At 51.8% G+C, this 17257-nt stretch carries 7 protein-coding genes; 5 read left to right on the forward strand and 2 right to left on the reverse strand.

Annotation, left to right across the window (positions count from 1 at the left end):
* The first annotated feature begins 40 nt into the window (after positions 1-40).
* The gene (locus ACHZBS_RS25805) at positions 41-1693 is read left to right on the forward strand and encodes an AMP-binding protein (protein ID WP_319409420.1); all 1653 of its coding nucleotides are present in this window, start codon (positions 41-43) and stop codon (positions 1691-1693) included.
* A gap of 39 nt (positions 1694-1732) precedes the next feature.
* Positions 1733-3916 carry an acetate--CoA ligase family protein gene (locus ACHZBS_RS25810; RefSeq protein ID WP_319409421.1) on the forward strand — a complete coding sequence of 728 codons (2184 nt, stop codon included), beginning with the start codon at positions 1733-1735 and terminating at the stop codon, positions 3914-3916.
* A 124-nt stretch (positions 3917-4040) separates the two neighbouring features.
* On the opposite strand, the gene ACHZBS_RS25815 is transcribed toward ACHZBS_RS25810, so the two are convergent.
* Positions 4041-6551: a sigma 54-interacting transcriptional regulator gene (locus ACHZBS_RS25815; protein ID WP_319409422.1), complete on the reverse strand. Its 2511-nt coding sequence runs from the start codon at positions 6549-6551 to the stop codon at positions 4041-4043.
* A 1045-nt stretch (positions 6552-7596) separates the two neighbouring features.
* Between ACHZBS_RS25815 and ACHZBS_RS25820 the strand changes: the two genes are divergently transcribed.
* Positions 7597-10767 (forward strand): sigma 54-interacting transcriptional regulator, encoded by a 3171-nt coding sequence (locus tag ACHZBS_RS25820; protein ID WP_319409423.1) that lies wholly within the window; start codon positions 7597-7599, stop codon positions 10765-10767.
* Positions 10768-11192: 425 nt separating this feature from the next.
* Positions 11193-13166, forward strand: coding sequence for an NAD(P)/FAD-dependent oxidoreductase (locus ACHZBS_RS25825; RefSeq protein WP_319409424.1), 1974 nt, complete (start codon positions 11193-11195; stop codon positions 13164-13166).
* Between the two features lie 62 nt (positions 13167-13228).
* Here ACHZBS_RS25825 and ACHZBS_RS25830 read toward each other — a convergent pair whose 3' ends face one another.
* A complete protein-coding gene (locus tag ACHZBS_RS25830) occupies positions 13229-15319 on the reverse strand; it encodes a sigma 54-interacting transcriptional regulator (protein ID WP_319409425.1) in 2091 nt (696 codons plus the stop codon).
* Between the two features lie 273 nt (positions 15320-15592).
* On the opposite strand from ACHZBS_RS25830, the gene ACHZBS_RS25835 reads away from it, so the two are divergent.
* On the forward strand, positions 15593-17236 hold the full coding sequence (locus ACHZBS_RS25835; RefSeq protein WP_319409426.1) for an FAD-binding protein: 1644 nt from the start codon (positions 15593-15595) through the stop codon (positions 17234-17236).
* The last annotated feature ends 21 nt before the right edge of the window (positions 17237-17257 follow it).

The raw sequence follows: 17257 nt of genomic DNA on the forward strand, positions 1-17257 counted from the left end.
TCCATGTCGATGCCGCGAAAAAACAACAAAGGACAGAATAATGCCGGAAATCGATTTTGACAGACTGACTCTGGCCCAGGTGATGGACCGGACGGCACGGCGGTTCCCCGAAAGAGAGGCCATTGCTTTCAGGGATCGCCGTTTGACCTGGGGAACGTTGCAGACGCTTTCGATCAAGCTGGCCAAAGCGCTTCTGAACGCCGGGATCAAAAAGGGCGACAAGGTCGGCGTCATGATGACCAATATCCCCGAGTGGGCGATTGCACGGAGTGCCATCATGCGTGTGGGCGCCTGGCTCGTCCCGTTCAACACCCGCTACAAGACCCATGAACTGCGAATGCTGCTCGAAAGAGGCGAAGTGCACACGTTGATTTTCATGGCGTCGGCCCTGGGGATCGATTTCGTCGAGCTGGTCAATGTCGTCTGTCCCGGCCTGGCCAGCCATCCGGTCGGGTGCGGCCGGATCCAGATCAAGGCGCTGCCGTACCTGAGAAATCTGGTCTGCCTGAGCCGCCGTGACTATCCGGGAATTGCCAACTTCGAACAATTTATAGAATCCGGCGGGGAGATATCCGATGCCCACCTCTTTGCGGCCACGAATGCGTTGGGGCCGGATGATGTCTGCAGCCTGCTGTTTACCGCCGGAACCACCGGCAAGCCCAAGGGGGTGATGACCACCCATGGCCAGTTTATCCGGGTCTTCTCGAAAGCGGCCGAGCGCTTCGACCTGACCGCCGATGACGTGGTACTCGGCGCACCACCGTTTTTCACCAATTTCGGGCTGTGCATGGGCCTTACGATCAGCGAGATCGTCGGGGCCAAACTGGTGGCCTTCGAAAGCTTTGACCCCGCCGATATTCTTGAAGGGATCAAGCGCCATCGGATCACCATGTTTTGCGGCACACCGGCAATGTACTACATGCTGCTGAAGCATATAGAATTCTCGCGGGAAAAGGTAAAATCCATGCGCGTCGGTGACATCGCCGGTGCACCGGTCACCCCGGAGATGATCCGTGAGGTGTCGGACCAATTCGGCATGCGGTTATTTGGTGTCTATGGCATGACGGAGACGAGCGGTATCATCACCTTCTCCGAAAAGGGCGACTCCCCGGAGCTGGTGGCCAACACCGTCGGTCGCAATTTCAACGCCGGGTGTGAGACCAAGATCGTGGACACCGGCACCGGCAATGATCTACCTGCCGGCCAGGTGGGAGAAATCGTCACCCGCGGCTGGCACCTGACCCGGGGTTACTTCAAGGATCCCGATCTGTATGCGGCGTCTTTCGATAGCGACGGATGGTTTCACACCGGCGATTTAGGTTCAATGGACGAAATGGGCTATGTGAGATTCGCCGGACGCCTGAAGGATTTGATCATTTCAGGCGGGATGAATATCGACCCGATGGAACTCGAAAACTTTCTCATGCAGATGCCGGCGGTTGAATCGGCACATGTTGTCGGTCTTCCGGACGAGCGTATGGGAGAAGTCGTTGCGGCGTTCATCCAGATAAAAGAGGGGTCGGAATACACGGCAGAAGATATTCAATCCTTCTGTGCCGGCAAAATCGCGAAATACAAGATCCCCAGATATGTCGCTGTTATTGAAGATATTCCGCGAACCCCGGTGGGTAAAGTGCAGAAGTTCAAGCTGCGTGAAAGAGGCATGATCGAATTCAATCTTGTCAATCATTGATTCAACCCGCCACAACGGTTTTTGGGGAGCGCAACGCCTATGCTGCCAGACACGATTATCGAAAAGGCCGTCCGAAATGGAATGAAAACCCTGACCGAAGCGAAATCCAAGCGTTTGTTGGCAAATTATGGCATACCGGTTGTTGAGGAAACGGTTGTGCAGACGGAATCCGATGCTGTTGGACGGGCGGCGTCATACGGTTTTCCCGTCGTGCTGAAGGCGTTGGGGGAAAAACTCACCCACAAGACCGACCGAGGCCTGGTGGCGTTGGATCTGAGATCTGAATCGGAAGTCCGTGATGCGTTCCATCGGCTTAACGCTGCAGCAGGACAGGATTGGGAGGCTTGTCTGGTTCAACCGATGGTTCGAGGAAAGCGAGAGTTCGCTGCAGGCTTTTTCAGAGACCTCCAGTTTGGCCCTGTAATCATGTTCGGACTCGGTGGCATTTTCGCGGAAGCCTTCAAAGACGTCGTGTTTCGAATGCCCCCGTTGAGCAGAATTGACATACGCAATCTGGTCGACGCGCTTGTCTGTCGCAAACTGCTTTTCGATTTCAGGGGCGAGGCCGCCGTCGACGTGGACCAATTGGCACAGGTTCTGAACGGATTGTCGCGATTGGCCGCTGAACATCCCTGCATTGCGGAGGTCGACATCAATCCCTTGATTGCCAAACCGGACGGAAGGATCGTTGCTGTCGATGCCCTGATTGGCCTTGGTGATGAAACATGCACCACCGGGGATGGGGAAATGTCGGCGCGGAGTTGTGGGGATGCCGAAGCAGCGATCCAGCGGGCCATCGATAAAATGGTTCATCCCAGGTCGATTGCAGTCATGGGCGCGAAGCGTCAGGTCGGAAAGTTGCTCTCCGGTGCCGACCTATTCAAAAGGTTGCAGGAATTTGGCTTCCCCGGTAGATTGTATCCGGTCAATCCCAGAGCGGAGAGCGAAATCCACGGTCGCAAGGCGTACCGTGATCTTTTCTCGCTTCCGGAAATCCCGGATCATGTCATTGTATGCATGCCGGCGACGTTCGTTCCCGATGCGCTGAGGGATTGCGCCACGGTCGGCTGCAAAAACATTCATATTTTCACTGCCGGATTCAAAGAGACCGGGGAAGCGGAAGGCTTGCGGCTGCAAGCGGAGATTGAGGAGATTGCCCAATGCGGCGGGCTTCACGTGATCGGTCCCAATTGTATGGGGTTGTATGTCCCCGAATCGAGGACCGTGACCTGGCCCGAAGCCTCCACCACAAGCGGGCCGGTCGCTTTCATTACACAAAGCGGCGGACATGCCAGGGATTTCACGAAATTTGCCAGCAGTCGCTTCGGCATCCATTTCAGCAAGGTGGTCAGTTATGGCAATGCGTTGACTCTGGACTGTACCGATTTCCTGAAATATGTGGCCAGAGACGATCAGACCCGCATCGTGTTGATGTACCTCGAGGGCATCGAGGACGGAAGAACGCTTTTCGACGTTGTCCAGCGAACAAGTCGTGAAAAGCCGGTAATCATTTTCAAGGCCGGTATGACGGATGCCGGTGTAAGGGTCGCGGCGTCTCACACGGGAGCCTTAGCCGGCAGCGAGAACATCTGGAATGCTTTTTTTTGCCAGAGTGGCGCTGTTCGAGCCACGTCCCTCGAGGAATTGGCGGCATTGACTCAGGCGTTCCTTCATCTTGAGGATTGCGGCGGCCGACGTGTCGCCATTCTCGGTTCAGGCGGAGGAATCAGTGTCAATGCGGCGGATGCCTGCACACGTTCAGGGTTGACGCTGCCGGTCTTTCCACCCAACCTGTTCAAGATGGCAGGCGAATCCATTTCCACGGCAGGCAATATCGTCAGCAATCCCATCGATGCCCATAAGATGTTTTTTGACCTTCCGCAGCTAGGGCGAATGATGAAGCACTTATCTGATGGCTCGTATGTCGATATGTTCATTGTGTCCCTCCAATTGGACTGGCTGTATACCGACAGCGGTAGAGATATGAATTATATGGAGGGAATCGCTACCTATATCGCCACAGAAGGTAAAGCCATGGCCAATGGCAAGCCTCTGGTCGTGGGATGGAGGCAATTTCTTGATATTCCGGAGGTCAACCATCTCACCCACCGAATCCGAGAAATTTTATTGGCTAACGGTGTCCCCGTTTATGAGGGCATGGCCGATGCTGCAATCGTTCTGTCAAAACTGGCAGGGTACCACGAATTTCGCCGGCAATCGTAGCATACAGGTTTGATGTCAACGGTCCCATCGGACGGGCAAGCTGTTTGGCCGCCACACATGGCTGGCGCGTGGCTGAAGCGCCTAATGGTTTGCAGCGGTAGCATATCCATCGGAAGTAGAAATATCATCGTTTCTTTTTCTTCTTCCGTTCTTTCGCCGGACGCTTGATGCCTAATTTGTTCATTCGGGAAAGCAGGGTCGATGGATGAATCGAGAGTAATTCCGCGGCACCATCAGGCCCTGAAACCTTCCAATTCTTTTTTCTGAGTGCCCAGAGAATGTGGCTCCTTTCATTCTCTTCCAGAGTGATTCCCTCTCTTTGAGTTTCGCATACTGGGCGAATGCGTTCCGGCAGTTCGAATTCCGGGCCATCTACCAGGATCGTACCCCTTTCGATGATGTTTTCCAATTCGCGAACATTTCCCGGCCAGTCATAGTCCATGAGGATGTTCAACTGGGCCTTAGATATCTTATTGAAAAATTTGCCTCGTTTACGTCCAAGTCGCTTCAGGAAATGATTGGCCAGTAGCGAGATGTCTTCGATTCGTTCCCTGAGCGGGGGGACCCTAATGGGAAAAATATTCAAACGGTAGTAAAGATCGGCCCTGAAGTTGTTCGCCTTGACCTGTTCTTCCAAATCAACGTTGGTGGCTGTCAATAAACGGAAGTCGGACCGAATAGTGATGCTTCCGCCAATCCTCTCGAACTCCTTGTTGTTGAGGATTCTGAGCAGATGGATCTGGATGTCCATAGGCAGCGTCCCGATCTCATCCAGAAAAAGCGTTCCGCTGTCGGCCAGTTCAAAACGACCGATGCGTTTGGTGGTTGCACCCGTAAAAGCTCCCCTTTCGTGTCCGAAGAGTTCACTAGAAATCAGACTTTCGGGCATTGCGCTGCATTGAAAACCGATAAATGGCTTGGTTGAACGATTACTCAGACGATGGATGGTCTGTGCGACAAGGTCTTTGCCCACACCGGTTTCGCCCAATATTAATACGGTCGCGTCGGTTTTCGCTACCTGGTGAATTTGCTCATTGAGTTGCTTCATCATCGGGCTTTCGCCGATGATTTCATCAGACACGGCCATCTGTTGCTGCTGTTCCTTGTAAAATAAATTCTGCTCTTTGAGTTTTTGATTGAGGCGCTCGATCTTTTCGTACGAAGCGGCATGACTCAAGGCAATAGCAGCCAGGGAGGCAAAGTAGGTCAGGATTTTCATGTCCGATGTCTTAAAGGCGGTACGGATATATCGTATATCATTGTACAAGACCCCGACGACCGTATCTCCCATCTTCATGGGTACACAAATTCTTGAACCGATCACTTCGTTTGAGTCCTTGTCCAGATTTTTATGGTTGTCTCGCTGGACAATCATACCTTCTCCCGTTTCGGCAACGCGCTTGATCAGTTTGATTGAAGTCTTAAATCGTGGATGGCTGATCTCTTCGATGGTGATGTTTCGCGACGCTTTCAATTCCATGCCGTCGGATGTTGGTGAGCCATTTTCAAACAGAAAAATAGCTCCCCGTTCCGCCCCCGTTATACGGTTTACCGATGTGATTATTTTTATCCCAAGTTCTTTCTGGTTGTTAATGCGGGTGATTTCATTGCCGATCTTCAAAATTTCCTCAAAGGCTTCGTGCCTTTGCGTTGTCGGTTTCACCAGGGGTTTGAGGTCAGTTGGAATCAAGCGAACATTGATGGGCGATAAAATGTCTGCGGCTTTCTGGATGAGATCCTTCGCCTTGTCTTTGCCCGAATCTCTGCGTTGGTAATGCCTTGCCATTTCAAATAACGCATCGGCATATTCGATCTGATGACCTGATCTCTCGAAACAGAGGACAGATGCCTTAAGTGAAGCTTCAATCAATCGCTGGCTCTCCTTTTTCTTTTCCTGCAAGAGCGCACGATAATGATAGGCGAGACCTTTAGAAAATACATTTTTGTGTTTCATCATGCGGCGGATCTCTTTCTCAAGGGAGAGACCGCGTATCTTGGGATATTGCCCCAATTCAATCTGCCACATCAGTTTGATCAAATGCCTGGATTGTAAAAGGGTAAACTCGTAAAGTTCATGATTTTTCAGGTAGCTGCGAAGGTATTCAATGGACCGTTTTTTGTCTTTTCTTAAATAATAGGCATAGGCCAGTTGCAACTTCTGGATATCCGATATGAATCTGTTATTCGAGCGATCAGCTTCCCGGAGGGATTTTTTTAAAAATGGGATGGCCTCATCCGTCTTTTCTATGGTCAATAATGCTTCCCCAATAGCACTATCCACATTGCATTTGAGATAATCGTCGCCATCCTTTGCCAATAGTTCACGTATTTCATTGAGGATTCCCAATCCCTGGTTGACCATGCCTACGTAGACGTAGCACAATCCCACCGTCATGGTTGATAAAATCGAGAATTTACCTTTCGGGTATTTCTCAACGCCGGGTGCATATTTTTCATGCGCATCGATGGCCTTTTTTATGAAGCCTTGGTAGAAATAGAAAAAGGGAATGAACGTGTGGACCGGTCGAAGCGCTTCTGCTGACTCTATTTCCTGGGCGAGGGATAGACCGGTTTCGAAATGACCGATGGCTTTACCAAAGTGGCCGCCAATCCATTCGGTCTTGGCCAGATGCATATGGAGCAGCGCATTGGATATTTTGTTGTCCCGGTTTTTGGCATGTAAAATGGCCTGTTTTAAAAAGGAGGTGATTTCTGCCGTGTTTTGATTCAACGAGCTGGTGGTGGCCACTTTTGAATATTTCAACGTTGCCTCGATAAAAAGCTCATCGCCTTCCCTTGTTTTCAGGTCTATTGTATTCTTGATAACCTTGTAATAACACTTCAGGGCATCTTTGATGTGAAAATCGGAAAGGTATGCATCTCCGACTTTCATTAGCAGCCGGGAGCCTTCGATGTCGTCAGAGCAATAGAAAATATGAGGGGCCAGAATTCTGGGTTTGTCATCATCCTCCGGGAGTTCCTTCAAGAGGAAGGCGGCAATCTGCTTGTGAAGTGCCATCTTGGTTTCGGAATTCATCTTGTCGATAATATCTTTTCGTTTGGCCTCATCCGCGAAACCATAGGTACTCAGACTTTTTCGAACCAATAAACCCTTCTCCTTCTCATCTTCCAGAAACGGCAGAACCCAAGACGCTTTCACACCGGTGAGTTCGATAATCCAGTCGATGGAGAAGTCGCATCCGAAAAGGGCTGCCATCTCCAGCGAAGCCTGTCGATCGTATTCCGCGTTGTTGACATAATGTAAGTTCATTGTTGCCTCCTGGACGCGATAAAATATCATAAAATGAACCGGGATAGCTTGCGCATTCCCCGTCGCTTGGGACGTGGAATGCGCAAGCGAACTGGAATTGGTTTTTATCCTTCCGGTGGAGCTTCCCGCGGATAGCCGCGGGGAAAATTCGATTTAGATTTGATAGCATGACGTGTTCGATATCTCAAGTAAAACATGATATTTCGTAATTTGTATGATGTTGGCCATAGAATTACAAAATCATTATTGCTATTTTTCGTTGAAAGGTACCTGCAGATGTTGTAATATATAAAAAATTTGATAATCATATTTAAAAATAAGACGGTCTGCCACTTGCTTGCATTTTAACTGGACCGGGTGTTGAGCCGATGGGGACAATATGAATCGAAGCCAGGCCCAAGGAGTCACAATGGAAAAAAAAATGATTATATCCGGCGAGTCTCTGGATGTATCCCTAAAGATCCTGTCCGTGGCGTCCCTGTTCGAAGGCTATTTTTCCATCGACTGGATTATTGATTTGTCAGAAGAGAAACCGTCCCGGGTGCTTCTCGTTCTGGAACAAAATGTTGAAACCGGAGTGCTGACCAAGATCGAGCTTGATCGCTACGCCTTTTCAAACACCAAACACAAGCAGAAAGCACAGGATCATTTAGGGAGGAAAGAAAAATCCGAATGGTATCAAAAGATTGTCGAATTGCTTATCCGCGAGCTTCCCGAGGATGAACAAAAGATCGAATTCGTATGCGACCACATGTTGTTCCTGAATAATGGCATCGATGGCTGCCGGTGGCTCATGAAATGCGGTGATGAACAGCATAACCGGCATCACATGGATAAGGCAATGAAATATTACGCCAAAGTTATCGAAGACCTCTGGGATGTGCGGGACGATGAAAGCGATACCCTTTTCATAAATGCCGCCACTGTCTATGCACTGGCGGCAACTGGCAAGAAAGACAGCGATCCGGTCGATGCCATTTTGGAAAACGCCCTCAAACGGTCCGTTGATTCAAACAAGCAACCCATGATTGCCATCGTCAAGATTCACCAGGCGAGGATCAAATGGCTGGGAGGACGCTTTGATGAGGCGTTGGCCGATTTTGAAGCCGGCTGGACGATTGCCAAGGAACTGGAGGACCCGAAACTCCTTCACACCGCGCATACGTTTATTCCCTATTTCTTTTATTGGCAGGGCCGTTTCAGGGAAGCAGTCGATGCCTATGAAAAAGTCGTCCCGAATATTGAAAAAATTCCGTCGGGGACGTTTTCCAAATTGGCCGCTACTGTGGTCGGGCTCTGTTACGTACATATTGGCCAGGCGACCCAGGGAATAGGGACAATCGATGCCATCCGTTCCAATTTCATGGAGGGGGAAAACCCCTTTTATACAGCCTTTTCAGACATGGCCATGGGAGTGGCTTTGATTAATATCGCGCGCCTGGATGATGCGATTCGATACTTTTCGGATGCGCTGGATAAATCCGAGCAATATGGCAACTATCTTTCGCGGTACATTGCGCTTATCGGAATTACGTATGCCTATTTTCGCAAGGAGGAGTTCACCCAGTCGGTGTCTTACCTGAAGCGCTTTCTGAAGTTCAGGAAAGAGACCGATTCGTTCGTTCATCTGGGCTCTTACCTGCTTAAAATTGCGTGGGCGATGGAAGAGGGAAATTACCCGCTGATAAAGGGCTTCTCTTTCGAAAAGGAATTCCAGCGCATGATCTCCAGCGGGAACCGGTTGACCCGGGGGGTTGCCCTTCGATTCCAATCCATGCTTTTCAGCCGACAAGGGCGCGATAAGACGGATATCCTTGCGTCCCTTGAAGCATCTCTGTCCGTACTGCAGGAGTCCGGCCACAATATCGAGTATGCCATCACTCAACTGGAGATGGCACGCATCTACCTGCTGGCATTTGATGACCGGCAGAAAGCGAAAAAGATTGCCGTCGAGGCATCCAAGCGGCTGATTCCCGAAAACGAGGGGTTGATTCCAAACGACTTGAAACCGTTGATCCGGGATGTTCATATTCATCAGGATCCTTTCGAAGAGATCCTGGACCTGAGTCAGGATCTGGTCACCCTTCGAAACGAAAAAGAGGTCGTTCGGAAGATTATTTCTGCTGCCAATCGTTTTACCGGGGCGGAAAGGGGAGCGATTTTTCTCTTGGAGAGTGAGGCGGACCGTTCCGGAAAATTGTACATGCGGGCCTCGAAAAACATTACCGATGTCCAGATCCTGCAGCCGGAGTTTGCCGAATCCATGAAACTGGCGCGCGATGTCGCCCGTTCCGGCAAGGGACAGATCCTGGAATCCGACCCCAATCAACGCAAGATTTTCAGACCCAGCAGTACCATCCGGTCGAGAATCTGCGTTCCAATGGTGCTTAGAAACAAGGTGATGGGGGTCTTGTACAATGATAACCGGTTAATGTCCAAGGTGTTCAACCAGCACGAGTTGAAGGTCCTGTCTTATTTTGCCGCACAGGCGGCGCTGGCGCTCGACAATGCCATTGCCTACGAACACATCGAACAACTGAATAAAAAGCTGGCAGAAGAGAATCTCTACTACGAAGAGCAGCAGATGCAAAAAGGCCATGGTGGCCTCATCGTCGGAGAGAGTGCGGCGACCAGACGGTTTGTGTCGCAGTTGGCTCATGTCGCCCCATCGGACACGACCGTACTGATCCTCGGTGAAACGGGGGTAGGAAAGGACCTTGCCGCCCAGACCATTCACCGCCTCAGCCATAGGGCAGATGGCCCCTATATCAGCGTTCAGTGCAGTGCTCTGCCCGAAGGCCTGATATCCAGCGAACTGTTCGGCCACGAAAAAGGCGCCTACACCGGGGCCGTCAAGCAGCGTACCGGACGCTTCGAACTGGCCGACAAGGGCACGTTGTTTCTGGATGAAATCGGCACCTTGCCCATGGATACCCAAATCCGGCTATTGCGCGTATTGCAAAGCAAGGAGTTCGAGAGAATCGGAGGGGGGAAAACGGTCGAATCCGATTTCCGCCTGGTAACCGCCACCAATGTCGATCTCGAAAAGGAGGTTAAGGCAGGTCGCTTCAGAGAAGATCTGTTCTATCGGATCAACGTATTTCCGGTTTATGTCCCGCCGCTCAGGGAGCGCATTGAAGATATTGGATTGCTTGCCGAGCATTTTTTGAGGAAATATGCCGAAAAGAGAGAGAAGCCGTTGAAGTTTTACCAAATCAGCAATGACGATATGCAGCGGCTGATGGCTTACGACTGGAAGGGCAATATCCGTGAACTGGAAAATATTATTGAAAGGGGCGTTATTTTGAGTACGGGTCCCCGTTTCGAGCTTCCGGAACTCGCATTCCCCAGAGGTGAATGCGCTCCGCCAGTTTCCGCCGGCATAACCTTGGTTGAAAACGAGCGCCGTCACATCCTCTGGGCGCTTCGGGAGACCCAGTGGAAGGTCCATGGATCAGGTGGCGCCGCCGAAATCTTGGATATCAACCCCTCTACACTGGTTTCCCGAATGCGCAAACTCGGCATTCAACGGCCCAATACCAGAAAAAAACGGCGGCACCGCACCGATACGACCGCTTGAGGAGAACGTTCCTCTGGGCTGGGATCGACACCATCGCCGGCAAATACTACTCTGTCTTACCGTTTCTTACCTGTTGCCTTCCACTCTTTACGTGATCGAGCTTCCTAACCGGTCAGCATCACCCTTGATGATTCCATATATCATCGCACCTTTCTCTAAATATCAAAAATAGTGTGGCTGCCTGGAGACGGGAGCGTTGCAATAGGTTGTGAATACAGGATGAAAACATCCCGGCAGAATCTGGCTCGAAATTTGAAGAACCTAATTGCATCAGTCAACTGGCCCACTATAAAAGATGAAAGCATTTCGGTTAACGGTGGCTGCCTGGAAGGTCATCGTGCCTCGGGCAGAACCCGCATGTCTCTCGGAAACTTTCCGATGCAGCCGAAACATTAGTTGCCTCTATGGCCACAGGAGAGGAAACAATGACCACCCCCGCTGTAGAACAATCCCTTCTATTCACCCCTATTACCATCGGCAGAATGGAAATCAAAAACCGAATCATCATGCCGGCGATGATCCTCAATTACCCCGTCGACGGCTTTGACCTCTCGCCAAAATGGTATCATTTTTACCGCCGTGCGGCCCGCGGAGGAAGCGGGTTGATCATTTGCGGGGCCACCTTCGTGGATCGGGTTGGCAAACAGGATGACCATCAGCTGGGTGCCGATTGCGATGACTGGCTGCCGGCACTGACCAAGGTGGCCGAAGTTATTCACGAGAACGGTGCCAAGGCGGCGCTGCAGCTCAATCATGCCGGGCGATATTCCTGGAAGAGTGTAACCGGCAGTGATCCGGTTGCACCATCGCCCATCTACACCCGGTATACCAAGCTGGTCCCCAAGGAATTGACCACGACGGAGGTGGAAGGGGTATTGCGCGCTTTTGCCGATGCCGCCTTAAGGGCCAAGAAGGCGGGATTCGATGCGGTGGAGCTGCTGGGGGCCACCGGTTATTTGATTAGCCAGTTCATGTCGCCGCTGACCAACATCCGTACCGATCGATTCGGCGGCGATTTCGAAGGACGGCTCACCTTTGTCAAAGAGTTAATCCAGGGAATCAAGGCAGCCACCGGCAACGATTTCCCACTCATCTTCCGCCATTCCTCCACCGATAACATGCCTGGTGGATTAGATGCCAGCGATCAGCGGCGCGTTGCCGTCAAGCTGGCCGAGTGGGGCGTGGATATGCTCAACGTTACCGCCGGCTGGCATGATTCACCGGTCCATCAGATCGGTCCCAGCGTACCCCATGGCTACTTCGTTCCCCTGGCCACCAAAATTAAGGCGGAAGTAAACATACCCGTTTCGTGCGCCTTCAGGATCACAGAGCCGGAGTTGGCAAGAGAACTGGTCGATAAAGATAAGTTGGACATGGTTACCATGTGTCGTGCCTTGCTGGCGGACCCGGACTGGCCCGCTAAGGCCCAGGCGCTTAAGGACGGAGCCATCCGTCGCTGTATCTGCTGCTGCCACTGTTTTGACGAGGCTTTCAAACGTGCCGAAATGGATTGCGCCATCAACCCCGAACTTGGCAAACCGGATTTAAGCCCCACCGCCCACCCCAAGCATATTTTGGTGGTCGGGGCGGGGCCGGGCGGGTTGGAAGCCGCCCGGGTTCTTACGCTGCGAGGACATGCAGTAACCTTGATCGAGTCGGGGGATGCGATTGGCGGTAAACTCGAAATGGCGTCCGCCGCTCCTCACAAGGGAGAATTTCTCAATCTTATTCGCTATTATCGGTATATGATAGGAGATCTGGGAATCAAATGTTTGACCTCGACCCATTTTCAAGACATCCGCAGAGAAAGAATCGATGGCGTGGTCGTGGCGAGCGGCTCACGGGAACGACGTTTTTCCATCAAAGGCGAATCGTCCATCGACATACATATGGCCAGCGATGTGTTGGTGAAAGGTGTCTTGCCGCGAGGACCTGTCGTTATTCTGGGTGCTGGTTTGGTTGGTGGTGAAACTGCGGATATGCTTGTGGAAAAAGGGATTGAGGTCTCACTGGTGGACATGGCTGCAAAGCCTTTTAAAGATATGGGGGCGACATTGAAATGGGTGTTGACCGGGCGTTTACGCAATGCAAAGATACGATTCTACATGGAGTCGACCATCACGGAAATCAACCCTGGCGAGGTCGTTATCCAGAAAGAACCGGCCGGTCGGATGGTTGACGGGGACGTGGTCATCGAAAGGGAAGACCTGTTGACCAAGGTGCCAGCCGGAAGTCTGGTGTTTGCCGCCGGGTATGAACCGGACGAGACGTTACTGGATCAGATCAAGGCAAGTGGCCTCCCTTATCTAGTTATCGGCGACGCCAAATCCACCAGGCGGTTGAAAGATGCTGTGGCGGAAGGGTATCTGGCGGGGACTCAATGGGTGGATGAGCTTTGACAACGTCCGGCAATTGGTTTTTTCGAGCCCGTTAATTTTCGTTGTCGATCTGATCGGTGCGGCTATTCGACAAAGGCGCTGATCTGGATGCCGAGCTTGCGCATTTTAGATCGCAAGGTGGATGGATGAAGGCCGAGAATGACTGCCGCTCCTGTGGGCCCCTCTATGCGTCCGTTGGTCTCCTCGATTGTCTGGACGATATAGGTACGCTCCATCTCCTTGAGCGTCTGTCGCTCCTCAGATTTCAGTGATCGGCCTTGCGGGCTTTCCAGTGTGTCCAGCAACTGCAAAGATCCATGCGGACTGTTTATCACTGCCCGCTCGATGACATTTTCAAGTTCCCGCACATTCCCGGGCCAATCGAAGTGCTGCAGCGCCTTCATCACTTTGGTCGGGACGCGTTCAATAGTTTTACCCAGCTTCTTGCCGGACTTGAGGATAAACCAGCTAACCAACAATGGGATATCCTCGCTGCGTTGGCGCAGCGGGGGGACTCCAATGGGAAAAACATTCAAGCGATACCACAGATCCTTTCGGAAACGCCCTTTTTGCATTTCTTTTTCGAGATCGCGGTTGGTCGCGACAATGATGCGGACATCGACCTTGATCGTTTTCGCACTACCGAGCCTCTCAAATTCCCCTTCCTGCAATACCCTGAGTAGTTTGGCCTGCGACTCCATGGGCAGTTCACCGATTTCATCTAGAAAAAGGGTGCTGCCGTGGGCCAGTTCAAAACGACCAATCTGCCGTTTATGGGCGTTGGTAAAGGCCCCTTTTTCATAGCCGAAGAGTTCGCTTTCAATGAGATTGGCTGGCAGCGAGGCACAGTTTACTTTAACCATGGGCCGGTTTTTACGTGGACTGGCAGCATGGATGGCCCTGGCGACCAATTCCTTGCCGGTGCCGGTCTCACCGTGTATAAGGACCGTCACATCGGTGGATGCGATCTGGCCAATACTATAGATCACATTTTTCAATGCCTCGCTCTGACCGATCATGTTGTGAAAATTGCTCGATAGCTCGATTTCCTGACGCAGATAGGTGCATTCTGCCTCCAGCTGCGTATTCAGCTTTTCGATCTCCGAAAAAGCGGTCTGAATTTCCATTTGTTTCTGCTTGCGCACGATTGCATTGGCGAAGATTTCACCAATCAGCCGAAGCCGTTGAACCAGTTCTTCGGACCACGATCGGTGAATGCATATCGTACCTACGGAGAGGACAGCGACAACGGTCCGCCCCACGGTGATGGGTACCGATACATGCGATTTCGTGCCCATTCGATTGAATTCGGCACGATCCGCCGACGCTTCATCGGGCAGTTCTTCGGAGCGTGAGAAATAGACAACTTGGCGATGCTTGAATTTCTCGGCAAACCAGGGAAAGAGATCGCCCAAGGGGACGGTAAATTTCGGCAGCGGGGGAGCTCCTTTGCGAACCCATGAATGAACAATGTTGTGCGACCTTTCGGTTTTGGAGAACGGCACCAGGTTGCAATAGTCGGCCCTTAAAAACGTGCTGATCCGCTCGAGACCAAATTCAATCGTCCGGTCAACCTCCTCGGCCGAGACGCCGCTGAAGGTCGATGAGATTTCCGAGAGCAGCCGTTCAAACCGGAAAAGTTCATCGAACTGCAAAGCCGTCGTCTGACGGATCAATGCACTGGTGAATAACTGGCTGATCCGCTCCAAGCGTTTGCCTTCTTCCGAAGCATCGATCGTTACCGGATGCGCCGCGCAAAACGCGATGAAGCTTGGCTTGGCACGGTCATCTTGCAGGGGCAGACCAATAATTGATACGATGCCGGCTTCGCGACAGGTCTCTTTTTCAGCGGTCATTGCCGCGGGCAGTTCATCGGGTAGCCGCGTGATGGAGATCCTATCTTTTCGGATACTTGCTTTAAGATACCAGGGTGACCGCACCAGCGAGGCGATGCGTTCGCCGGTCGACGTATCTTCTGCGCAATCGGCGTGTCTGAGATCAAATGACTTTTTGTATAGGCCGCCTTTTATCAACACGGCCCAGGTGAAACCAAATAGCAGAGCCGTTTCCTTGAGGCCTTTTTGGATCTCCGGCTGCATCTGATGCAGCGGCATGTTGACGAACCCGAGCGAGAGTCTTGCCATGAACGACTCGAATTGGAGCCGTTCTACCATTGATGGGTTCTTTTGTTTGGTGGCTGGTTTGCCCACTGAGCCATCTCCATATTGTAAGTGTCGCAAAGTAACAATTATATTTAACAGTACTGTTATATTTAACAGATGTCAAGCTGTCGCATTCCTCCCAATTCCTCATTCGATAAGACAATAATATAGAAAATACAGATAGATGAAGTAGTTTTATTGCTAATTAACAGGTTGGCAAAAAGCTTGCTTTAATTTTTATGAATCGCATTCAAACATCGACCGACATAAGAGGAGAAACAAAGCATGCAAAAATGGGATCTGGAGACCGACGTGGTCGTGGTGGGGTCCGGTGGCAGCGCATTCATGGCGGCCATTGCGGCCCAAAACAACGGTGCCCGGACGGTTATACTGGAAAAAAGCGATAAAGTCGGGGGCACGACCGCCGTTTCCGGCGGCGCGATGTGGATACCTATGAACAAGCACATGGCGTCTGTTGGCATTTCCGACTCCAGGGAAGAGGCTCTTGCCTATTGCAAAAAACTCACCGATGGCCGCAGCCCAGATAGCATGGTGGAAACATATGTCGACATGGCCCATCAGGTGCTCGATTACATTGAAACACACACTCAGGTTCGCTACGGAGCGATGACCATGCCCGACTACCACCCGGAAGAAGAGGGCGCTAAGCCGGGGGGACGCTCCATCGAGCCCCAGCTTTTCGATATAAATCAACTCGGCGAGTGGAAAGATAAGATTCGTCCAAATGCCATGCCTTTTATGGCGGCCGTCACCTGCGAGGAGCTGTGGGGGGAGTACAAGGTCAACATCAATCCGGCCAACCTTCCCATCGAACTGATTTTGGACCGGATGGACAAGGGGCTTGTCGTCCAGGGAAATGCCCTGATCGGTGGACTGTTGAAGGCCAGTTTGGACCTCGGTATCACCATCCTTTTAGAGACCCGGGCTATGTCTCTGATCAAGGAAAACGGTCGAGTGGTGGGTGTCCGTGCACAAAAGGAAGGAAAGACATATTCGGTAAGGGCCGAAGGCGGCGTGGTTCTCGCGTGCGGCGGTTTCGAGTGGAGTGAAGGACTGAAGAAGAAATATCTGCCGGGTGTGATCACTCATCCCAATACGCCACCGTTTAACGAAGGGGACGGGGTCGTTATGGCCGGTGAGTTGGGTGCCGATCTTGCTGGCATGCACGAAGTCTGGTGGATGCCCTCCACTTCGGTCCCTGGCGAAGAATATGAAGGAAAGCCTTACAGTCAATTGTGTATCGCCGAAAGGGCCTGCCCCCACACCATCATGGTCAATCGAAAAGGACAACGGTTTGCTAACGAAGCGGCCAACTACAATGATCTGGGAAAAGCCTTCGGCCATTTCAACGAAAACGGAACCGGCTTTCGAAATCTTCCCGCCCATGCCATTCTCGATTCTCAATACAGGGAAAAATACAGCCTGTTGACCGTTTCGCCGGGAGATCCGGACCCCGAGTGGTTTATCAAGGCTGACACCCTGGAAGGCCTGGCCGAGAAGATCGGAGTCGACAAGGATGGCCTGCTGGAAACCGTCGCTCGTTTCAACGGCTTTGTTCTGGAAGGGAAGGACAGGGATTTCGGCCGCGGTGACAGTGCCTACGATCGCTATGTCGGCGACACATCCGTCCCCCATCCCAACCTCGGGACCATCGAGAAGGCGCCTTTTTATGCAGCGCCCATGTATCCGGGGGCCTTGGGAACCAAGGGCGGCCCGAAAACCAACGAGGATGCCCAGGTATTGGACGTTCGGGGAGAGGTGATCGACGGTCTGTATGCAGCCGGAAACGCCATGGCGGCGGTCTCCGGCCCCAGTTATTATGGTGGCGGCACTTGCATCGGACTGGGTGCAACCTTCGGCTACTTGGCCGGCATTCACGCGGCAAAACAGGCAAAAAACCGTTTATAAGCAGGGAATCACAGATACGGT

Origin of the sequence: uncultured Desulfosarcina sp. (assembly GCF_963664155.2) — a bacterium.
Taxonomy (GTDB): domain Bacteria; phylum Desulfobacterota; class Desulfobacteria; order Desulfobacterales; family Desulfosarcinaceae; genus Desulfosarcina.